The following is a 20,900-nucleotide window of genomic DNA, read 5'->3' on the forward strand; positions in this document are numbered from 1 at the left end:
AGATGGCTGATCTGACGTTTATTCATGCCGCTGACCTGCATCTGGACAGCCCGTTTTACGGCATTTCGAATCTGCCTGAACCGGTATATGCGCGTATTAAAGAAAGCACATTTCACAGCGTCCGCCGCTTGACGGACGGGGCACTCCGGGAGCAGGCAGATTTCGTGCTGCTTTCGGGGGATCTGTTTGACGAAGCCAACAGAAGTTTAAAAGCCCAGCTGTTTTTGAGAAAACAGTTTGCGAGATTACAGGAAGCGGATATCCAAGTGTTCGTTATATTCGGCAACCATGATCATTTGGGCGGTAAGTGGACGCCGATTGAATGGCCTGAAAATGTACATACATTCACCTCGGATACACCGGAGGAAAAATCTTTCTTTAAAAACGGAGAGCTTGCGGCAAGCATATACGGATGCAGCTATCAGGAAAGAAGCGTAACGGTCAATCAGGCGGCCCGTTACCGGAAAATGACCGGCGCGCCTTATCATATCGGCATGCTCCACGGCATGTTATCAGGAGCGGAAGGGCATGACCCGTACTGCCCGTTTACGAAAGAAGACCTTGAAAAAAGCGGCATGGATTACTGGGCGCTCGGACACATTCATAAACGGCAGGTTCTGTCCGCCCAGCATCCCGCCGCCATTTACCCCGGGAATATTCAAGCCCGGCATTTAAAAGAAACCGGACCTAAGGGATATTATCTCGTCCGGGCGGCAAACGGTGAGATGTCTTGGGAATTCAAAGAAGCGCATGATGTGTTATGGGAGGAAATTGATCTTGATATCTCCGGAGCTGAACATATGACTTCACTTCTGAAAACCGCATCGGATACATTCTCCGGCTTGCGCGCGGCGGGCCGCCCGGCATGTGTCAGGCTGGTGCTTCGCGGCGCAGCGCCCCGCTTTTGGACGGAGGCGCCCGCAGGCATCGCGGAGGAGCTTCTTTCCGCTTTACAGGAGGAAGAGGCCGAAGAGGAATGTTTCGTCTGGCCGCTTGCGCTTGAGGATCGGACGGATGAAACAGACACCGTGCCGCACGATCCGTTTTTTAAAGGGCTCCTTCAGGACATAGAACAATGCGCAGACATGAGCGGTGTGTTTGAAGCTCTTGAGCGTCATCCCGTATACCGGCGTCAGATGGCTTCATTTACAGATGAAGAGATACTGGATATTAAGCGGCAGGCTCAAGCCGTTTTAAGACGCCAGATGAAGGAGCTTCAGCGATGAAAATAACGGCGATGCATATTTACCAATACGGAAAATTTTCCGACCGAAGTTTTCAGCTGTCAGATTCTCCCGTGCAAGTGATCTACGGGTTAAATGAAGCGGGCAAAACGACATTGATGTCCTTTATCAAAAGCATGCTGTTCGGTTTTCCGAAATCAAAAAAATACGAACCGAAAAACGGCGGGGTTTACGGCGGCACTGTGGAATTGAAGCATGGCGATCACGGCGCTGTCAAAATCGAACGGACAAAAGGCGCTGCCGAAAAAGTCAGAGTGTATACGGCTTCAGGCGAAATCAAGGACGGAGAATGGCTCAAACAGCTTCTCTCCGATACAGACCGGGCGCTGTACGAAGCGATCTATTCGTTCGATGTATTCGGACTGCAGGAGATTCAAGCTTTTAACCGGGACAAAATCGGCGAGTTTCTCCTGTATTCGAGCTTATTCGGGTCGGAAGCGGCGGCAAAGCTTGACGGGCGGCTGGCAAAAGAACTTGACAGGATGTATAAGCCGAACGGGCGGAACCCCCGCTTAAATCAGGAGTTGGATACATTAAAGCGGCTCAGCGCCCAGCTGAAACAGGCGGAAGCTGCGGAAGCGGGCTATCACAGCCTTCTGGAAGAGAAAAAAAGCGCCGGCGGCCGTTTGCAGGATGCCGAAGCACGATTGAAAGACATAACTGAAGAAATCAAAACAGTAAAATCGGCGATAGAAGCAAAGCCGCTCGCAGACAAAAAAACAGCCTTGGAAAGCGAACTTTCTTCTTATCCGGAAGCATTGAAGCAATTCCCGAAGGACGGAATGCATCAGCTTGAAAAATACGAATCGCATCTCCATCCGAAAGCGGCCCGTCTTGAGGGGCTTCGGGCAAAAGCGGCTGAACTCAGGCGGCAGGCTGATCTGCTCGCTCCAAATGAGGACTTGCTGCAAAAAGAGCGGCAGCTGCAGGAGCTTTCCGGCGAGCAGCATATGTATGAATCGCGCGGCGAACAGCTTGCCGCCATCCAATCACAGATCCGGCAGACATCTGCCCGCGTTTCGTCAGGATTGCAGCAGCTCGGAAGACATGAGGAGGACGGCATTCTTTCACTGAACACCGATTATGAATATGAATGGCGGCTGCAGGAAGCCGTGCAGAGCGCCGGACAGGCAAGAGAAAGAAAGACACAGCTTGATGCGATTTTCGAACAAGCGCGGCTGGAGCTGGAAGAAGCCGAACGAAAACATGCCTTGACGGCGGAAAACATTTTGGACCCCGCTGTCAGGAAAGAAAAAGAAGCCGCTTTACAATCATATAAGCAAACGGCTGATACAGAAGGAAACGAATGGCAGGCACATGTTCAGCATCTGGAAAAACAGCGCGCCAAACAAAAAAAGCTCTTTCTCGGTGCGGGCATTCTGTTCATTGCGATTTTCGCTATGTTAAAGGAATGGCTGCCCGCCGCCCTTTTTACCGGTGCTCTGCTGCTGTATATGCTGTCCGGCATGCAAAAACCGCTGCCGTCAGAAAGAGGAGGGCCCGGACACAAGAAAAAGAAGCCGGCGATCTCTAAAGAAGCGGCTGATCTTCTGCAGGAAGAGCTTTGGCGTGACGGCCGGCACCGGCAGCAGCTGATTGCGGATCAAGCCGTGCTTGAACAGAAAGAAGCGGCATATGAAAGAGTCATCCGCCTATATGAAGAATGGGAGGCCGAAATGGCGCCGTCTGAAAAACAGGCGGAACTTTTTATGAATGAACTGGGGTTTTCAGGAAGTCCTTCCCATCTTCTTGACGCATATCATGTAATGAAAGATGTCAAAAAAGAAATCCTTAACAAGCATGAGCTGACCATTGAAGCGGGCAGGCTGCAAAAGCTGCAAAGAGCATTTGAGGACCGGGTCAAAAAGCTGAGTCCTTCAGACGGAAGGGAGCTGTCCGTAAAAGAAAGACTGCACGTTTTGTTGGCGCAGGCGGAACGGGCCCGTGAGGAAGCAAAACGAAAGCAGGCGCTCGAAACGGATCTGCTGCATGCACAAGAGCAAATGCGTGAATTAAACGAAGAAGTCCATTACTACGAACAGCAGGTCAAACAGCTTTTCATGGCGGCAGGCGCAAAAAACCGCGAACACTTTTGTGAACTCGCCAGGCTGAATGAAAGCCGCCGGGAAACAGAGCGGCAGCTGCGCGAAATCAAAACGCACTTGTCCGGCATAGGCGGAAAACAGCTGGAGCCGTACATGAGCCGCACAGTGTCCGAACTTGAACATACAGTCGTTCAGAAGGAAACAGAGAAAAAAACGCTTGAGGAAAAAAGCGCCCAGCTCCGTGAGCAAACCGCTTTATTAACGGTGAAGCAAGAGCAGCTGGAGTCCTCGGGGCTTGTATCCGATTTAAAACAGCAGACAGAAATGCAGAAGGAGCGCGTGAAAAAAACCGCTAAAGAGTGGGCCGCATTACAGACGGTCAGACACATTATAAGGGAAAAAATGGAGCGGCATAAAAAAGTGACGCTTCCCCGTCTGTTAGAAACCGCCGGTGCATTATACGGACCGCTTACGGACGGACGCTATCACAAATTGTATTTTTCCGAGGCTGATGATTCCATTATGGTCATGCGGAAAGACGGAACGGTGTTTTCTGCAGGCGAACTGTCACAGGCGGCATGCGAGCAGCTTTATGCGGCGATTCGTTTTGCCCTTGCGTCAGAGAGGGAATCTGCGGTATCACTGCCGTTTTTACTTGATGACAGTTTTGTCCATTTTGACAGGCAGCGGCTGCAGCGGCTGTTTGATGTGCTGAATCAGCTTTCAGAAGGCGGGCGGCAGATACTTTATTTCACCTGCCATGAGCATGTCAGCCGGTCTTTTCACAGCGGACAAGTCATGCGGCTCCTGTCATAAAAGAGTTTATTTTCAAAAAAGAGGTATGTGCTATACTGGTATTATGTAAGATATGGAGGGAGCTTTTAATAGAATGGCAAAAGGTATTATGCTGCACGAGGTCGGCGAGCAGGTCGATCAATACTTTCTGATTAAATCTTCGACTAAGGGAATCGCAAGCAACGGAAAACCATTCCTGACGTTAATGCTGCAGGACCAATCGGGAGATATCGAAGCGAAGCTGTGGGATGCCAAGCCGACTGATGAAGTAACGTACGCGGCGCAGACGATCGTGAAGGTGATCGGAGATGTCCATCACTATCGCGGACGAAACCAGCTTAAGCTGAGAAACATCCGGCCGGCCGGCGAGAACGAAAATGTCAGCATTGATGATTTTCTGGAAACGGCGCCGATTCCGAAAAATGAAATGATGGAAACCGTCACTCAATACATTTTTGAAATGAAAAATCCAAACATCCAGCGGATCACAAGACATCTGGTCAAAAAATATGCGGCTGAGTTTATGGATTACCCGGCGGCGGCTAAAAACCACCATGAGTTCGTTTCAGGGCTCGCGTATCATGTAGTGTCCATGCTGAACCTGGCAAAAGCGATAGCCGATCTGTATCCGTCTCTTGACCGGGATTTACTGTATGCCGGAGTCATTCTGCATGATCTCGGCAAAGTAAAAGAGCTTTCAGGCCCCGTCTCCACAACGTACACCGTGGAAGGGAATCTGCTCGGGCACATTTCGATCATGGTGACAGAGCTTTCAAAAGCAGCCGAAGAGCTTCAGATTGACGCTGAAGAAGTGCTGATTCTGAAGCATTTGATTTTAAGCCATCACGGAAAAGCGGAATGGGGAAGCCCGAAACCGCCGATGGTGAAAGAAGCGGAAATTCTTCACTACATTGACAATCTGGATGCAAAAATGATCATGATGGACAGAGCGCTGGAACGGGTGAAGCCGGGCGAATACACAGAGCGTGTATTCGCGCTTGAAAACCGTTCTTTCTACAAACCGACTTTCCACCAATAAGATAAAAAAGACCGATTCTCTATGATCGGTCTTTTTTACGTTCAGCTCTCATAACTTGTCTTTATCAAGCATAGCTTAGAATAAAGACTCTGGGTGAAAAAGGGAGGAAACCGACGTGCTATTTTTTCCTTGGTGGGTATACCTTTGCATTATCGGAATTATTTTCAGCGCTTATAAGCTTTTCACAACAGCTAAAGAAGAGGAAAAGCTTGACCAGTCGTTTATTGAAAAAGAAGGAAGGGTGTATATTGAACGGATGGAACAGGAACGCGAGCGCCGTATGGCGGCGCCCGCAAGTGAAAACGGGGATGCGGAAGAAAACTCCAATCATTCCATCGCATAAAAAAACTGTGCGGCTCACCGAGAGCCCGCACAGTTTTTTTATTTAGATTCAGAAGAAGTTGAAGTGTTAAACGTGTCTTTTAAGTCTTTGTCTTCCACTTTTACGTCAGCTTTTTTCATGACTTTTTGAATTGCCGCCTGTACAGCTGAGTTGTCGTTTAATTTCTGCTTAAGAACTTCTTCTTTCAGTTCTTTTTTCATGTCATCATATTTGCCGCGTTCTTCTGTCTTTTTGATGATATGATAACCGAATTTTGTTTTGACCGGATCGCTGACTTGTCCGACTTTCAGGCCGAATGCAGCTTTGCTGAATGTTTCATCCATTGACTTTTTATCGAACCAGCCAAGGTCGCCGCCGTTGTCTTTTGAGCTGTCAGTTGAATATTCTTTCGCAAGCGTTTCAAACTTCTCGCCTTTTTTCAGCTTTTTCTCCACTTCGTCAGCTGTCTTTTTGTCAGCGACAAGGATGTGGCTCGCGCGGATTTTACCTTTTAAGCCGTCGTAGTATTCTTTCGTATCGGAGTCAGTCACTTTGATGTTGTCTTTCGCCGCTTTTTGTGCAAGCAGTTCGTACTTCACCTGATCTTTCAGGTAATCTTCGCCGTACTGCTGTTTAAGGGCGCTGTACTGATCGCCGAGCTGCGTTTTGTACTCTTTCAGCTTGTTATCGATTTCTTTATCCGATACTTTGTATTTTTTTGCTAATACTTTTTCTTGTACGAGCTGTGTCAGCACACTTGCGCCCGCGGTTTTTTTCATGTTCGTGTAGAGCTCGCCTTTTGTTACATTTCCGGCATCCGTCTTGGCAATCACGTCGTTGTCGCCGCTGCTGCAAGCGCTGAGAGCCAGGACGCTCGTTGCCGTAATAGCTGCTATCGCGATTTTCTTCATTCCTTTAAACACTCCTAATCATCCAAATTAAATTGCATATGCGTATCATAACATATTGTGGCTTTCTGTAAAAAGATTTTAAATAAAGGGCATTCGTCTAGTCAAACTTTTTCCTGATACATACAAATATATTGATCATGAAAAGGAGGTAATGAACCATGGGCGGAGGATATTCAAACGGTTTCGCACTGCTCGTAGTACTGTTCATATTGCTTATCATCGTAGGTGCAGCTTACATTTGTTAAGCGAAACGGATCGCTTTTTCTAAAAGCGGTCCGTTTTCTTACCCGGGCGCCTAATCGTTTCAGAAGTAAATTGCATATGATGTAATTGGAAAAATAAAACGTTTTGTAGGAGGTGCTTTTGGAGATGGGTGAAGTATTTGCAGGCGGTTTTGCATTATTGGTTGTTCTGTTCATCTTATTGATCATCATCGGCGCTTCTTGGCTTTATTAAGAAAAAAATATGGCTGTCGGGGGTCAGACCTCCGTCAGCCATATTTTTTTGCCTGTTTACACAGTAAAGGAGATCTCGACGAATGAAGAGATCAGTAAAATTAAAATAGATACATTAATAAAACGGAATACCTTATCCTGCCGGTCTTCAGGAATCTCTCTGACAAGGCATAATGTATTTGTGAGCCTGTTTATGAAATAAAGAATAAACAGGGCAGCCACGATAAAATAGAATAAAATGATGGGAGATTCCCCCTCTCTCTGAACTGCTCCCATATTACATTACCAAATATTTATTAAAAAAGATAGAATGTAACCTGAAAAATCAGCGGGACATCAAGACTCCGGCACTTTTTTTACTAAAATATCAAAACCGTCGGATTCCTGGTCAATCAGACATGATTTGGGCGCTTTGACCAGATGCAGGGCAAACAGAAGATCAGGCAGGCAATACCCCGCATGGATGCTCGAAATCATATAAAAGTAATGAGCGTGTCTCGGAAATGCCAGTCCGGCATAAAACAATAACGGCGTAATGAATAAAAACGGGCTGATCGTTGAAATCAGCATCGTCGTTTTCGGTATGCCTTTCCATGTCGGCATCCGCAAGAAGTACATTTTCATTTCCTTTTTTCTTTTTTTACAGATCATCGGCAGGACATGTATGACTTTATGTACAAATAAAGTAACAACGAGCAGAACACAAAAAGCAAACACGTGCCCGTCACTTAAACTGATATTCGGACGCAGCAGCCCGAATGCCAAGAAGTTGCATATAAAAAACAGGATCATAAAACCTACAGCAGTCAATAATAAACGAACCGCACCATAATCTTTGATCAGATTAATGGTTTTCCAGCAATTCATCAGAGTCATCCTTCCGTACAAAGATGGAATACAATCTCAAAATAATTTACTCTCTTCAGGAGAAAAAATCAATCCTTTTTTAAAGAAAAAAATAAACCTGGAAAGAGAAGAACAGAAGAGCTCGGTGAAACATGGAAATGTACGGTTTAACCTTTCTTCTCCATTCATTATCAGCTAAAATAAGATTAAAGATAGAAAGAAGTGAAACGGATGGATTCAATGGATCAGCGTATCGGGCGTTTAGAATATTACATACAATTGCTGGTGAAAACGGTGGATATGGATAAGTACCCTTTTTATGCGATGATGATTGAAAAAGGGCTGACCGAAGAAGAAGGAGAAGAGGTCGGGCGGATCTGCCGCGAATTGGAGGACGAGCTGGAGTCGCAAAAAGCGCAAGGCTTTGTGACGTTTGACAAGCTCCTTGCGCTTTTTGCGGGACAGCTGAACGAAAAATTAGATGTTCATGAAACGATTTTTGCTCTGTATGAGCAGGGGCTTTATACAGCGCTGATGGAAGAATTTATTGAGATTATGAAGCACTTTGATTAACTGTTGATCGGTTCCAGCTCTTCAGCCGTTTCATGGACAGCCGATTCGTCCGTTTTTTTCTTCAGCCTTCCGTCTTCACTATCAAAATCATTGTTTATGTTTGTCAATGATTTCTCGAATATCTCCATAAAATCTTCGCCGTAAATGTGGCGGATGACACAGGTTAATTCTTCAACCTCAGGAAACTTCCCGAATAAGTGGTAGATCGGCTGTGAGCCTTTAAACACAGCGTTTCTCGACGGATCAAACTCCTCAAGCAGGCTTTCGAATACATTTTCCCCTTCTTCTGTTAACTGAATGTACGTGTTCCGTTTATCATTCAGCCGCTTGGAAAATTTCAGATATCCCCGTTCTTCAAGCTTTTTTGAAAAGTTAAATGCAGTTGATACGTGCATAACGCCGAATTTGGCGATTTCTGAAATAGAAGCTCCTTTAAGCTGATAGGCAATCCATAATATATGATGCTCATTAATATTAAGGTCGTACGGCTTCAGCCAATTCTGCCAGTCTTTCTCGATAGATTTCCACAGCGCTTTGGACAGCTGCGCCATTTTTTGGGTATAGATTAAAGCTTCTTTTAGATCGTAAGGCGGTTCAACACGATTCAATACAGATCACCTGCTTCACATTTTCTTTTCCTCTATTATGCCAATAAAATAAAGATTAATAAAGATGAAAATTTAAGAATTTTATAATAAATTCTTGATCCGTTGCTGGGAAAGGCTTTAAACCGCAAAAAAAAGTGCGGAACGCAATATGTCCGCACTTTTTTTTGGTTGTATAGGATATTAGTTTTGTAAGGTTTTCTCCAGCTGTCTGATTTTCTCTTCAATATCAGCGATTTCCTTCTGGAGATCTTGCTGGTGCGGTTTGATTTCCTCCTGCCACCTTTTAATGCTGGTCTGAAGCTCTCCGCCTACGTCTTTAATGACTTCTGCGCTTTCTTTCGCCGTTTGGACAAGCTGGTCCTTAAGCGCCATTCCGTCTTTTTTTAACCGTTTGATTGTGTCCTCAATTGAATTGCAATTCGCTTTGATTTTGCCCCGCAGCTCTTTTCCGGATGAAGGAGCCGAGAGTAACACCGCTGCGCCTCCGATCAATCCGCCTACGAAAAGGCCTGTTAAAAGGGAACGTCCGTCAGCCATTTGAAATCACCCCGTTTTTTTTCTCATAACTTTTATCATTTTTGTTCAGAAGAATAAACTTCTATACATAGCTTGCTTTATTTTAGCATATTTTTTAAGGGAAAAGGAGGGAGAAGGTTGTCTGTCTTTATGATTGTTTTATCTTGTATGGCTCTTGTCTTTGCGGCGGGCGCCGTTTATTACCTGAAACTGCTCGGCCAGGCCGCTTCTTATCCGCCGAAGCGGGTCGTCCGCCAAAAGGCCATCGTCTGCTCAGCAGGAACCGCCCTCGCATTGTTCCTTATTTTTTTCACAAAACTTCTCGTATAAAACATGCTGAAACACATTAAAAAACCTCTTCCGGCCGGAAGAGGTTTCGGTATGCGGTTATTTCACCGTTTCAATCATATTGGACCGTTTTAAGATCGTCTGCACAATCGGATGCATAATGATAATGGCGATCGTATTCAGCGCAGCCGCCGGAAGGACGACCGCGAGCACCAATGCGGTGAATCCGCCCGGCAGGCCGACAATCAGAAGGGCCAGCGCCAAAAAGAGCAAACCGGAGATGAAGGTGCCGGCTATCGTAATGACGGCGGCGGCCGCTGTTTTCACGCTCTTTTTCACCAAAAGCGCCAGCGCGAGAAACAGAAACGCCGTTACCGGTTTTTCAATGATATTCGGAAGCTGTCCGCCCGGAAAAGATGTCGTGAGTGCGGAAATGATTCCCGTTACAATCCCAATCATCAGCACGTTCTGCACACGGGGGAATAACAGAATACCCATAAACATCATCACAAGCATCATATCGGGTTTCATTCCGAATAATACCGGCGGCATAATGGAATGAAGCACCGCTCCGATTGCCGCAAACAGGGCCATAATGACTAATTCTTTTGTTTTCATACTAAGCTCTCCTCTGCTAAGCTTTTTCGCCATCCAATAATATGCTCGTCATTTATTGCGATGGCCGGAAAAATTGATATGCAAACAGTATATCAAAGGAACCGTTATGTTAGAAGAAATTTATTCGTTTTCCTGCTGGAACTTTCTCATAAACTGAGCCAGTTTTTCACAATCAGCCAGGCTGACGGCGTTGTAGATAGACGCCCTGCAGCCTCCGACTGAGCGGTGGCCTCCGAGTCCGGTCATTTTAGCCGCTTTCGCTTCTTCAACGAATTTTTTCGTGAGACTGCTGTCGCGGAGGGTGAACGTGACGTTCATGTGAGAACGGCTGTTTTTTGCGGCATGCCCCGCGTAAAACCCGCCGCTTGCGTCGATTGTGCCGTACAGGACGTCGGCCTTTTCCTGATTGCGCCGTTCAGCCGCTTCGACACCGCCGTTTTCAGCCAGCCATTCAAGGACGAGGCTCAGCATATAAATCGCAAATGTAGGCGGCGTATTATACAGTGAATCGGCTTTTGTGTGAGTGGAGTATTTCAAAATTTTAGGGACGTTGGCGTTTTCGTTTTCAAGCCATGATTTTTTCATGATGACGACCGTGACGCCGGACGGCCCGAGGTTTTTCTGGGCTCCGCCATAGATGACATCAAACGTTTTGACATCAATCTTTCTGCTCAGGATGTCGCTTGACATGTCGGCTACGAGCGGGATCGGTGAATTCGGGAACTCTTTCCACTGCGTTCCGAAAATCGTGTTGTTTGACGTAATATGCAGGTAGGCGCCGTCTTTGATTCCTGAGAGGTCCGCTTCCGGTATGTGGTTGTGGTTTGAATCTGCGCTTGTTGCCGTGACGGATGTGTTTCCGAACAGTTTCGCCTCGGCGAGTGCTTTTTCAGACCATGCGCCCGTTACGATGAAGTGCGCCGTTTTTTCCGGTGTTAAAAAGTTCATCGGCAGCATGGAGAATTGAAGGCTTGCGCCGCCTTGAAGAAATAAAATATCATAATCGTCGGGAATATCCATCAGTTCTTTCAGAAGGCTTTTTGCTTTTTGGTGCACCGCATCATATTCCGTGCTCCGGTGGGACAGCTCCATGACGGACATGCCGCTATCATTGAAGTTGACAAATTCTTTTTGTGCTTTTTGCAGCACATCCAGTGGAAGGGCTGCGGGTCCTGCATTGAAATTCGTTGTACGTTCCATGTTTACGATCTCTCCCTGTTTTCCGCTTTAGTGTAAGAAATAATACAATTATCCTATCACAATTTTTTGATTTTTTTGATATAAAAAAATATAATTTATGTTTTTTGTGTTTCCGGACGCAAAAAAACCTCATCTTTAAGATGAGGCAAGCCGTTTTCTGACGGTTGAAGCGATCTCCTGAAGATCGTCAGGCGTATAGTCTTCGGCGTGGGTCTTCCAGACAGCCCCGAAACCGTCGCCTTTTCCGTAACGCGGAATGATATGCATGTGAAAATGGAACACCGATTGGCCCGCTTTTTCACCGTTGTTATTGAGAATATTCAGCCCGATCGGCTCGAATTCATCGCGGATGGCGCGTGCGATTTTCGGCACCGCTTCAAAATATTCTTTAGAAAGCTCAGGCGTAAACTCGTACACGTTTTCGATATGTGTTTTCGGAATCACGAGCGTATGGCCTTTTGTGACCTGGCTGATATCAAGAAACGCCACGACGTGTTCATTTTCGTATACTTTTGAAGACGGAATGTCACCGGCAATGATTTTGCAGAAAATACAATCGTCCGCTTTGTGCATAGATGGGTTTCCTCCCTGAAAAGAAATATATGTATATTCTCATCGTACCACAAAAACGGCCAAAACAAAAAACAGGATGAACGGCTGCGCGTTCACCCTGATACAGAAGGTCGAGCTTTATCACAGAAAATTGAATATGCCTTTTGTAAGCACCTCATTTGTTTTTAAAATGAAGACTTATGGGTCTGCTTAATCATTCCTGGGACAAACACCTCATTTGATTATTTCATCATGAATGAAGAACATCATCAAAGCAGTGTGTGAAGAAATTGTAAGCACAGGACATGTTGATTTTCATCCAACTGTTCTAAGACGTCTTTTATAAACACCTCATTTTCAGTTGATTAAAGCTGTTTCCTTCTACATACATTATGATGTCCGCCAAAACGATAACTATGCACACTTTTCACGTGAGAAAAAAAGGGAATCGTTTCAAATCAGACTTTATTTTTGGTACTATGAAGAAAAACGAATCAGAAGGGGAGAAATTATGTCTCTGCTATCGGTAAAAGACTTAACCGGCGGTTATACGAGAAACCCGGTCTTAAAAAATGTTTCATTCACCCTTGAGCCGAACCAGATTGTCGGACTCATCGGATTAAACGGCGCGGGCAAAAGCACGACGATCCGGCATATTATCGGATTAATGGACCCGCATAAAGGCTCGATCGAGCTGAACGGCAAGACGTTTTCGGAGGATAAGGAAAGCTACCGCTCGCAATTTACGTACATCCCCGAAACGCCGGTGCTGTATGAAGAACTGACGCTCAAAGAGCATTTGGAGCTGACGGCCATGGCGTACGGCCTTTCCAAAGAAACGCTTGAAAAAAGGCTTCCTCCGCTTCTGAAAGAATTCAGAATGGAAAAAAGGCTGAAATGGTTTCCCGCTCACTTTTCTAAAGGGATGAAGCAGAAAGTCATGATCATGTGCGCGTTTCTCGCGGAGCCTTCGCTTTATATCATTGACGAGCCGTTTCTCGGCCTTGATCCGCTTGCGATCAATGCATTGCTGGAGCGGATGGACGCCGCGAAAAAAGCCGGATCAAGCGTGCTGATGTCAACGCATATCCTGGCTACGGCAGAGCGCTACTGTGACGCTTTCATTATTTTACATAACGGCGAAGTGCGGGCAAGCGGCACACTGGAAGAACTGAGAGAGCAGTTCGGCATGAAAGACGCAGCTCTTGATGACTTGTATATCGAACTGACGAAGGAAGACGCCGGCCATGAATAATATGTCTACGATTTGGCAGTCCCGGCTTGAAGAGCATATAAAGGAAACCAGAATGTATATGAAATATATGCTCAATGATCATCTCGTCATTGTGCTGATCTTTTTTATTGCCGGCGCGGCAAGCTGGTACAGCAAGTGGGTCAAAGACATCCCCGTTCATTTTCCGTCATTTTGGGTGATGGCGGTGCTCTTTTCATTTGTGCTGACCGGTTCATACGTCCGGACGCTGTTAAAGGAAGCGGACCTCGTGTTTCTGCTGCCGCTTGAACCGAAAATGGGGACATACTTTAAGCATTCATTTAAGTACAGCTATCTGTCACAGCTGTTTCCGCTTATTGCTCTGTCGCTTGTATGCATGCCTCTGTTTTTCGCTGTAAGTCCGGGGGCGTCGCTTGCGTCGTATGCCGCCGTATTTATTCAGATGCTGGCGGTAAAAGCGTGGAATCAGGCCATGGAGTGGCGGATGACGTTTATGAATGACAGAAGCATGAAAATGATGGATGCGGTCATACGCTTTATCTGCAATATGCTGCTTTTATACTTCGTCTTACAGTCGTTTTATGTGTACGCTGCCGCCGTCTACATTGTGATGGCCGGCCTTTATGTGTATTTCACATCGGCCGCAAAACATAAATCATTAAAATGGGAAGCCCATATTGAATATGAATTAAGAAGGAAGCAGCGGTTTTACAGAATCGCCAATCTGTTTACCGATGTGCCTCACCTGAAAAAACAGGCAAAACGCCGGGCGTATCTCGACTTTTTGCTCAGAATGATTCCGTTCGAACAGCGGAAAACGTTCTCCTATATGTATGCGCGGGCCTTTCTGCGTTCAAATGATTATCTTGGCATTCAGGTCAGGCTCACGATTATTTTTATCCTGATTATTATGCTCGTTTCCGCCAATCCGTGGATAACGGCGGCTTTAACCGTATTTACCGTCTTTATTACGGGAATACAGCTTCTCCCGCTGTTCGGGCATTTTCATCATCTTTCTCTGCAGGAGCTTTACCCGGTCAATCAGAAAGCGAAGCTGCAAAGTTTCTTTTCGCTGATGAAATCGGCATTAACCGTGCAGGCGCTGCTGTTCTGTGCAGCGTCAGCCTATGCCGCGGGAGTCAGCGGGGCGCTGTATGCGGCTGTTGCTTCAGCCGTTCTGATTTTTGTGATCATGCCTTCGTATATGGGCGGAAGATTGAAAAAGTACGGCAAGCTGTAATCAATCGGGTTTTTGAAACCTCAATGAAAGAAGGAGACACAGATGACCGACGATCAGCAGCTGATACAGGAAGCACTGCAATGGAAAGCGCGTTTTTTACGCAAAGATTCTATGCTTGAACGTTTTTCTAAAGGAATGCAGGCGAAAATAAATGAGCGGATTCCTGATAAAATTCATGCCGTCATCACAGAAAGCATTAAAAAAATGACCGAAGCAACAATGGCGGGTTCAAATCTGGTGAAAGGCAAGCGGGATACAAACGGTATGACGCTTGCTGAAAAAGATGCCCTCGCCAGACAAACCATCGCATCGTACCAAAAGGTCGCGGCAGCCGAAGGTATCGGTACGGGGGCCGGCGGAATTTTTTTAGGGATGGCTGATTTTCCTTTGCTGTTATCCATTAAAATGAAATGTCTGTTCGATCTTGCCTCTATTTACGGCTATGATGTGAAAGACAGGGATGAACGATTGTTTTTGCTGTTTATTTTTCAGCTGGCTTTCTCAAGCGGTGAACAGCGGAAACGCATATACTCAATGATTGAACAGTGGGATTCGAAAAAGCATGATGTCGATTGGAGAGTTTTTCAGCAGGAATACCGCGATTATCTGGACGTGGTGAAATTGTTTCAGCTTTTGCCGGTCGTCGGAGCCGCCGTGGGCGGAGCGGCCAATTATAAACTGCTGTCACAGCTCGGTGAGACGGCAAGGCACGTTTTTCATTTAAGAATCACAGCAGCCGGTACGTAATGTACCGGCTGTTTTTTATGCCCTATCGGGGGTAGCTCACCGCGGCGCCGATAAGCACTTTGGCGGCCGTCAGCATCGCTTTTTCATTAAAATCAAATTTCGGATGATGATGAGGATAAATGGTTTCCGCGTTTTCTAAAGCGGCGCCCGTAAAGAAAAATGCGCCTTTTGTATGCTGCAGATAATAGGAAAAATCCTCTCCGGCCATCTGCGGCTCTCCTTCAATGACTTTCGTAACGCCGTCTGTTTCCGCTGCGGCGGCCGCCGCGTGCGCCGCTTCCTCGGGATGATTGACGACGGCGGGATAACCGCGCTTGAAACGATATTCATAGGAAGCGGAGTGCATGGAACAGATTCCTTTTACGACGGCTTCTATTTCTGCTTCGAGCAGGCTGCGCACACTTTCGTCAAACGAGCGGACGGTGCCTGATATGACTGCCTGATCGGCAATCGCATTAAACGGATTTTCAGCGGTGAACGAGCCGGCTGAGATGACGGCCGGCTGCACCGGATTTACCCGCCGGCTGACGATATGCTGAAGAGCCGTGACGATTTGTGAGCCGATTAAAACGGCGTCCTTCGTATCGTGAGGAATCGCGCCGTGGCCGCCTTTACCGATGACTTTAATCGTAAAGCCGTCAGCGGCGGCCATTACTGCGCCCGGGCGGCATAAGACCGTCCCGGCGGGTTCAGTCGCCCAAAGGTGAGTGCCGAAAATGGCATCGACATGCTCGAGGCACCCATCCTCAATCATTGCTTTTGCTCCGCCGGGAGATAATTCCTCGGCGTGCTGGTGGATCATCACAAATGACCCTTTCAGTTTTTCCCGGTTGCAGTACAGCACTTTTCCGACCGCGAGCAGAGCCGCCGTATGGCCGTCATGCCCGCAGGCGTGCATGACGCCGGGAATTTGTGAAGCATAGGGCACATCTTTTTCATCCTGTATCGGCAAAGCGTCAAAATCAGCTCTGAGTGCCACGACCGGTCCCGGTTCACTCCCTTCAATATAGGCTGTGACACCGTTGCCCCCGACATTCGTCCGGATGGGAACGCCGAGCTTTTCATAAAATGAGGCGATGAACGCCGGTGTTTTTTTCTCCTTAAAGGATGGCTCGGGATTCATGTGAAGGTGACGCCTGATTTCAACCATTTCCTCATACAGCCCGTCAAGCTGAGCGTTTAAGCTTTTTTGAAGTGTCGTTAACGTCAAAAGCGATGCCCCCTCGTCTGCTTTTCCCATGATTGTATAGAAAATGTCAGAAGATTTCAATCCTTTTGCTACGGGAGAATGATGATGGCGGCGATCGTTGTGACGACTAGCCCGGCCGCAACCGGGATAAAGTTTTTCCTGGCAAGCTCAAACGGGTCAACTTTACAAATAGCCGCAGCGGGGATCAGTGCCCAAGGGACCAATGTTCCGCCCCCGACCCAGATCGCTGAAATCTGGCCCAGCGCCGTTAAAACGGCCGGGTCCGTATGAAGCGCGGCGGAAAACAGCTTTGCCATCGAGCCTGCAAGAGATATACCGGAAAACCCTGACCCGTCGAGCCCGGTAATCGCACCGACTGCGGCCAGGGCGATGCCGGCGAATTCTCCGGACATCGGAAAAGAATGGGACAGGGCCAATCCGAGGTCATTGACGATCCCCGCAGATCCTTTCGGCAGCGGGGTGTTCAAAATACTTTTAAACCCCGCGTCACCGAGATAAAAGAAGGCCGCGATCGGAATGACGGGGCCGAATACTTTAAAGCCGAATTGAAAACCGCCGATAAAATACTCGGTGATCTTTTCTAAATGCCGCTCTTTATATACAATGAAATGAATGATCAGGAGAATGCCGATCGCGGTTCCTCCGACGAGTGCCGTCGCATCGTTTCCTTGCAGGCGGTATACGATCATACAGATAATATCGGCGAGAAAAACAAGCGGAATGAAAACCGCCAGGACCACCCTGAGTTTTTTCGGCAGATACATACTTGTGTCCAAAGAACCGGAGCTGTCCAAGGAGAGGGGGGCCTTCGTTTTTTTTCGATCCCGCATGATGAGGAAGAAAGCGGTGATTGTCGTCGTTAACCCCATGATCAAAACGAGCGGAATACTTGCCTGCATGACATCGCTCACGGGAATGCCCGCGGCATCGGCCGTTAATTTCGGGGCCGCCTGAATGACGTAATCCCCCGATAAAGCGAATCCGTGGCCGAACAGGTTCATCGCCATTGCCGCGGCGATCGGAGAAAGGCCCGCCCGGATCGCTGCGGGAAGCAGCACAGCGCCGATCAGCGCCACCCCTGGTGACGGCCAGAAAAAAAGAGAGATGGCAAACATCAGACAGCCGATAACCCAATACGCGACAGCCGGCCCTTTCATCACCTTTGCAAACGGAGAAATCATCGCTTCATTAATACCGGTTTCGGTCAAGAGGCCGCTCATCGCCACGATAAAACAAATGATAAAAATCGTCGGCAGCAATTCTCCGGCGGCATACGTGAAGCTGTGAAACAGGCTGCTGACCGAAGCGGAGAATGAATGCGTCGTCCATAGCGCAATCACAAAAATGCCGGCGAGTGAAATAAAGGTTGTATCTTTCCTGAGGAGCATAAAAACGATAATGGCCGCGATAAAAGCAACATAAAGCAGATGTACCGAGTAGACGCCGATCCCCAATTGAACCACTCCGTTTATAAATAGGATTGCTACAGATTATTCATAGGCGGGCGGAAGGTGCAAAGAAGGATGCGTAAAATCGGGACATCAAAAAAGCCGGAGAATCTCCGGCGGTTTTCAGTCTATTGCGTAATAAGCGGTTACATAAGACGGGCGGGAGAAAATAGACGTTGTGTCGATGCCGGCAGATGTTCCGCGTTTTTTATGAGCTTCCTGATAAGAGTTTGACTGCTGCCAGCCCTGAAAGGCTTTTTCCTCTTCCCACAGGGTCAAAATGACATACGTATCGCCTTCAAGCGGTCTTAATACGCGGATGGCTTCAAAACCGGGTTCATTTTCCACTTTGCCGGCGCGGTTTTTAAACCGGTTTTCAAACAGCGGACGGCCTTCCTGGGTAACGGCGATGTTGTTGAGGACGGCGTAGCCCGGATTTTTGATTTCCCCGACGCTGTCGATGCTTTCATAGGAATGGGGCGCCTGAAAAACGGTTTCTCCATTTGTTTCATGAATTAAAACCGCATTATCCTCCCCTTGCATCAGCACCATATTCTCACTCGGGTGTTTCTTTGCAATCGTCTTTAAAAAATCGGCTGTCCCGTATGTAATATAAACCTTCATATCAGCCACCTCCTGCTTGCTAGTATATCAAAAGAGTGGTATAAGTTTCTATTGGCGACTCATTCTGACATAATTCGAAACAATATTTCCCATACTACAAGTTAAGAAAGGCGAGGTGACTTATGCTGAAAAAGAAAAAAAGATTCTTTATTCCGGCTGTAATTGCGGCGGCAACCGCTTTTCTCGCGTTAATCGGATACATTATCATTATATTTCTCGGCCATTATGTCATCGATGAAAAGAAATTAATACTGCACGCATCTTCAAAAATCGTCGATCAAAACGGTGATGAAATCGCGAGCCTCTATACGGAAAATCGCGAGCCGGTATCCATTCAGCAGGTTCCGGAAGATGTGAGAGATGCCTTTATCGCCGTTGAAGATAAACGGTTTTACGAACATCACGGCATTGATGTGAAGTCTGTCGGCCGGGCGGTGTTCCGGGATGTTTTAGCAGGCGGCAAGGTGGAGGGCGGCAGCACGATCACCCAGCAGCTGGCGAAAAACATTTTTCTGACTCATGATAAAACATTTTTGCGCAAGACGAAGGAAGTCATTATCGCCATCAATCTTGAGCGTGATTACAGCAAGGACAAGCTGCTTGAAATGTACCTGAACCAGCTTTATTTCGGCCATGGCGTTTACGGCATTCAAGCCGCGTCCCACTACTACTTTAATAAAGAAGTAAAAGATTTAACCGTTGCAGAAGGAGCCGTTCTGGCAGCGATTCCGAAGGCGCCATCTCTTTATTCGCCGATTCAGCATCCGGATAAAAATAAAGAACGCCGCGATACGATTCTTGCAATGATGAACGACCAAGGCTATATCAGCGCCAAGGAAGCCGTCAGAGCCCAGGGCCGGACATTGGGGCTTAATGTCAAGAAAACATCAGAAACGCCTTGGTTTGACAGTTATATCGATCTTGTCATCAAGGAGGCGGAATCCCGTTATTCGATGTCGGGTGAACAGCTGCTTCAAGGCGGCTATACGATCCGGACGTCACTTGATTCCAAGCTGCAGAAAACGGCATACACCCTCATGAAGGAAAGCGGCTATTTTCCGGGGACGGATCAGGCGGCAGAGGGAAGCGCCGTCTTTATTGATAATAAAACCGGAGGCGTGCGCGCGGCGGTCGGCGGACGCGACTACGTGACAAAAGGATACAACAGGGTTACGGCGAAGCGGCAGCCGGGCTCAACGTTTAAGCCGATTGCCGTATACGGGCCCGCCATGCAGGAAGACAAGTTCAAACCGTATTCGCTTCTCCAAGACAAACTGACGTCCTACGACGGGTATGAACCGAAAAATTATGACGGACAGTACAAGGGGGAAGTGACGATGCAGGATGCGATCACTTACAGCATAAATGCGCCCGCTGTCTGGACATTGAAGCAGATCGGCGTAGATACGGGAAAATCGTATCTTGAGAAAAACGGCATGAACATTTCTGACAACGGACTCGCGATTGCGCTTGGCGGTCTGTCAGAAGGCGTCACCCCGCTTCAGCTTGCCGGAGCTTATCATACCTTTGCGGCAAACGGAATGTATACGAAGCCATTTTTTATAGAGAACATCACGGACGAAGACGGAGAAACGTTATCCGGGCCTAAAAACGGCAAAACGCGCGTCTTCAGCGGACAGACGGCATGGAATATGACGAGAATGCTTCAGCAGGTCGTGAAAGAAGGAACCGCTTCACAAGGCAGCTATCAAGGTGACCTGGCGGGGAAAACCGGCACGACCACATTTCCCGGCGTCCCCGGCGCGACAAAGGACGCCTGGTTTGCGGGATACACTCCCGGACTGACGGGAGCCGTCTGGATGGGCTATGACAAAACGGATAAAACCCATTACCTGAAAGGCGGAAGCCAATACCCGGTCAGACTCTTTAAAGATATCGTCACAAAAGCGGGGGAAAACGGCCGGACATTCAAAAAGCCTGAAAATGTGAAGGAACTGGGCAGCCCGATTGAGCTGGAGGCGGTAAAGTCCCTGTCGGCCCGTTATACATTTAAGGCGATGGGACTGATTACGGTTCAATTAAAATGGGATATTCAAAAGGATGATCGGGTTGTTTACCGAATATATGAGAAGAAAGACGGAAAAGACAAACTTCTGGATTCGGTGAAAGGAAAAGGCAGCTTTGACATACCGTACGCCAATCTGTTTTCAGGGGCTTCATACAAAGTCGTTCCATATAATTCACAGACGGATCAAGAAGGAGAGGGAACGGAATACGTTCAGCCGAAGCTTTTTTCTTCTTAATCATGAATTCGGCGATTTTTTGAACATTAAGCCTCAATTCTATACGCTTTTGAAAAAACAAGGTATAGTGTAATGGGCGAAGAACACGAACGTATGGTTGCAGGAGGAAAGGTGGAAATTC

Annotated in this window: 23 protein-coding genes; 12 read left to right on the forward strand and 11 right to left on the reverse strand. The window is 47.3% G+C overall.

The features are described 5' to 3' along the window. Positions 1-2 precede the first annotated feature (2 nt). The 4 genes from BR62_RS0112780 (at position 3) to BR62_RS0112795 (ending at position 5,466) form a co-directional block, all read left to right on the forward strand. Entirely contained in the window at positions 3-1,226 is a 1,224-nt protein-coding gene (locus tag BR62_RS0112780; protein WP_032871102.1) for a metallophosphoesterase family protein, read from the forward strand. Beyond that, on the forward strand, positions 1,223-4,105 hold the full coding sequence (locus BR62_RS0112785) for an ATP-binding protein (protein ID WP_032871105.1): 2,883 nt from the start codon (positions 1,223-1,225) through the stop codon (positions 4,103-4,105). The genes BR62_RS0112780 and BR62_RS0112785 overlap by 4 nt, the downstream gene beginning before the upstream one ends. A 73-nt stretch (positions 4,106-4,178) precedes the next feature. Next, positions 4,179-5,123 (forward strand): 3'-5' exoribonuclease YhaM, encoded by a 945-nt coding sequence (yhaM, locus tag BR62_RS0112790; RefSeq protein WP_003155251.1) that lies wholly within the window; start codon positions 4,179-4,181, stop codon positions 5,121-5,123. A gap of 115 nt (positions 5,124-5,238) precedes the next feature. Beyond that, entirely contained in the window at positions 5,239-5,466 is a 228-nt protein-coding gene (locus tag BR62_RS0112795) for a sporulation YhaL family protein (RefSeq protein ID WP_012117207.1), read from the forward strand. A gap of 38 nt (positions 5,467-5,504) precedes the next feature. On the opposite strand, the gene BR62_RS0112800 is transcribed toward BR62_RS0112795, so the two are convergent. Beyond that, positions 5,505-6,356 carry a peptidylprolyl isomerase gene (locus tag BR62_RS0112800; protein WP_032871107.1) on the reverse strand — a complete coding sequence of 284 codons (852 nt, stop codon included), beginning with the start codon at positions 6,354-6,356 and terminating at the stop codon, positions 5,505-5,507. A gap of 158 nt (positions 6,357-6,514) precedes the next feature. On the opposite strand from BR62_RS0112800, the gene yhzE1 reads away from it, so the two are divergent. Together yhzE1 and yhzE2 are read left to right on the forward strand one after the other, a co-directional pair. Beyond that, positions 6,515-6,601, forward strand: a complete 87-nt coding sequence (gene yhzE1, locus BR62_RS19265) for a sporulation protein YhzE1 (RefSeq protein WP_017417375.1) — start codon at positions 6,515-6,517, stop codon at positions 6,599-6,601. A gap of 124 nt (positions 6,602-6,725) precedes the next feature. After that, positions 6,726-6,812, forward strand: a complete 87-nt coding sequence (yhzE2, locus tag BR62_RS0112810) for a sporulation protein YhzE2 (RefSeq protein ID WP_003155248.1) — start codon at positions 6,726-6,728, stop codon at positions 6,810-6,812. A 56-nt stretch (positions 6,813-6,868) separates the two neighbouring features. Here yhzE2 and BR62_RS0112815 read toward each other — a convergent pair whose 3' ends face one another. Together BR62_RS0112815 and BR62_RS0112820 are read right to left on the reverse strand one after the other, a co-directional pair. Then, a complete protein-coding gene (locus BR62_RS0112815; protein ID WP_003155245.1) occupies positions 6,869-7,087 on the reverse strand; it encodes a hypothetical protein in 219 nt (72 codons plus the stop codon). A gap of 60 nt (positions 7,088-7,147) precedes the next feature. Continuing rightward, positions 7,148-7,678 (reverse strand): DUF3267 domain-containing protein, encoded by a 531-nt coding sequence (locus tag BR62_RS0112820; RefSeq protein WP_007409225.1) that lies wholly within the window; start codon positions 7,676-7,678, stop codon positions 7,148-7,150. Between the two features lie 210 nt (positions 7,679-7,888). On the opposite strand from BR62_RS0112820, the gene BR62_RS0112825 reads away from it, so the two are divergent. Beyond that, positions 7,889-8,230 carry a YhaI family protein gene (locus BR62_RS0112825; protein WP_003155243.1) on the forward strand — a complete coding sequence of 114 codons (342 nt, stop codon included), beginning with the start codon at positions 7,889-7,891 and terminating at the stop codon, positions 8,228-8,230. On the opposite strand, the gene BR62_RS0112830 is transcribed toward BR62_RS0112825, so the two are convergent. Then, positions 8,227-8,838, reverse strand: coding sequence for an HTH-type transcriptional regulator Hpr (locus tag BR62_RS0112830; protein WP_003155240.1), 612 nt, complete (start codon positions 8,836-8,838; stop codon positions 8,227-8,229). The genes BR62_RS0112825 and BR62_RS0112830 overlap by 4 nt on opposite strands. A gap of 180 nt (positions 8,839-9,018) precedes the next feature. Beyond that, a complete protein-coding gene (locus BR62_RS0112835; RefSeq protein ID WP_007409224.1) occupies positions 9,019-9,375 on the reverse strand; it encodes a YtxH domain-containing protein in 357 nt (118 codons plus the stop codon). A gap of 117 nt (positions 9,376-9,492) precedes the next feature. Here BR62_RS0112835 and BR62_RS0112840 point away from each other — a divergent pair, with 117 nt between their 5' ends. Further along, positions 9,493-9,684 (forward strand): membrane protein YhzF, encoded by a 192-nt coding sequence (locus BR62_RS0112840; RefSeq protein ID WP_007409223.1) that lies wholly within the window; start codon positions 9,493-9,495, stop codon positions 9,682-9,684. 57 nt (positions 9,685-9,741) lie between these two features. Here the strand turns inward: BR62_RS0112840 and BR62_RS0112845 are convergent, their stop codons facing one another. The 3 genes from BR62_RS0112845 to BR62_RS0112855 form a co-directional block, all read right to left on the reverse strand. Next, the gene (locus tag BR62_RS0112845; protein WP_012117208.1) at positions 9,742-10,260 is read right to left on the reverse strand and encodes a tryptophan transporter; all 519 of its coding nucleotides are present in this window, start codon (positions 10,258-10,260) and stop codon (positions 9,742-9,744) included. Positions 10,261-10,380: 120 nt separating this feature from the next. Further along, the gene (gene serC / locus BR62_RS0112850; protein ID WP_032871110.1) at positions 10,381-11,460 is read right to left on the reverse strand and encodes a 3-phosphoserine/phosphohydroxythreonine transaminase; all 1,080 of its coding nucleotides are present in this window, start codon (positions 11,458-11,460) and stop codon (positions 10,381-10,383) included. 135 nt (positions 11,461-11,595) lie between these two features. Continuing rightward, entirely contained in the window at positions 11,596-12,033 is a 438-nt protein-coding gene (locus BR62_RS0112855) for an HIT family protein (protein WP_007409220.1), read from the reverse strand. 490 nt (positions 12,034-12,523) lie between these two features. On the opposite strand from BR62_RS0112855, the gene ecsA reads away from it, so the two are divergent. From ecsA to BR62_RS0112870, 3 genes are read left to right on the forward strand one after another with little or no spacing between them, the layout of a single operon-like run. Next, on the forward strand, positions 12,524-13,267 hold the full coding sequence (gene ecsA / locus BR62_RS0112860; protein ID WP_003155231.1) for an ABC transporter ATP-binding protein EcsA: 744 nt from the start codon (positions 12,524-12,526) through the stop codon (positions 13,265-13,267). Beyond that, on the forward strand, positions 13,260-14,486 hold the full coding sequence (locus BR62_RS0112865) for an ABC transporter permease (RefSeq protein ID WP_007409219.1): 1,227 nt from the start codon (positions 13,260-13,262) through the stop codon (positions 14,484-14,486). The genes ecsA and BR62_RS0112865 overlap by 8 nt, the downstream gene beginning before the upstream one ends. Positions 14,487-14,528: 42 nt before the next feature. Further along, on the forward strand, positions 14,529-15,233 hold the full coding sequence (locus BR62_RS0112870; RefSeq protein ID WP_032871112.1) for an EcsC family protein: 705 nt from the start codon (positions 14,529-14,531) through the stop codon (positions 15,231-15,233). Between the two features lie 22 nt (positions 15,234-15,255). Here BR62_RS0112870 and BR62_RS0112875 read toward each other — a convergent pair whose 3' ends face one another. The 3 genes from BR62_RS0112875 to hmoB all read right to left on the reverse strand — a co-directional run bounded on the left by BR62_RS0112875 (position 15,256) and on the right by hmoB (position 18,515). After that, the gene (locus BR62_RS0112875) at positions 15,256-16,443 is read right to left on the reverse strand and encodes a M20 family metallopeptidase (RefSeq protein ID WP_015239511.1); all 1,188 of its coding nucleotides are present in this window, start codon (positions 16,441-16,443) and stop codon (positions 15,256-15,258) included. Between the two features lie 68 nt (positions 16,444-16,511). Beyond that, positions 16,512-17,897 (reverse strand): hypothetical protein, encoded by a 1,386-nt coding sequence (locus BR62_RS0112880; RefSeq protein WP_015239512.1) that lies wholly within the window; start codon positions 17,895-17,897, stop codon positions 16,512-16,514. 117 nt (positions 17,898-18,014) lie between these two features. Further along, a complete protein-coding gene (gene hmoB, locus BR62_RS0112885) occupies positions 18,015-18,515 on the reverse strand; it encodes a heme-degrading oxygenase HmoB (protein ID WP_032871115.1) in 501 nt (166 codons plus the stop codon). A 122-nt stretch (positions 18,516-18,637) separates the two neighbouring features. Between hmoB and BR62_RS0112890 the strand changes: the two genes are divergently transcribed. Beyond that, complete coding sequence (locus tag BR62_RS0112890) at positions 18,638-20,779, forward strand: transglycosylase domain-containing protein (protein WP_020955588.1); 2,142 nt, start codon at positions 18,638-18,640, stop codon at positions 20,777-20,779. The last annotated feature ends 121 nt before the right edge of the window (positions 20,780-20,900 follow it).

Origin of the sequence: Bacillus sp. UNC69MF (assembly GCF_000746035.1) — a bacterium.
Classification (GTDB): Bacteria; Bacillota; Bacilli; order Bacillales; family Bacillaceae; genus Bacillus; species Bacillus velezensis.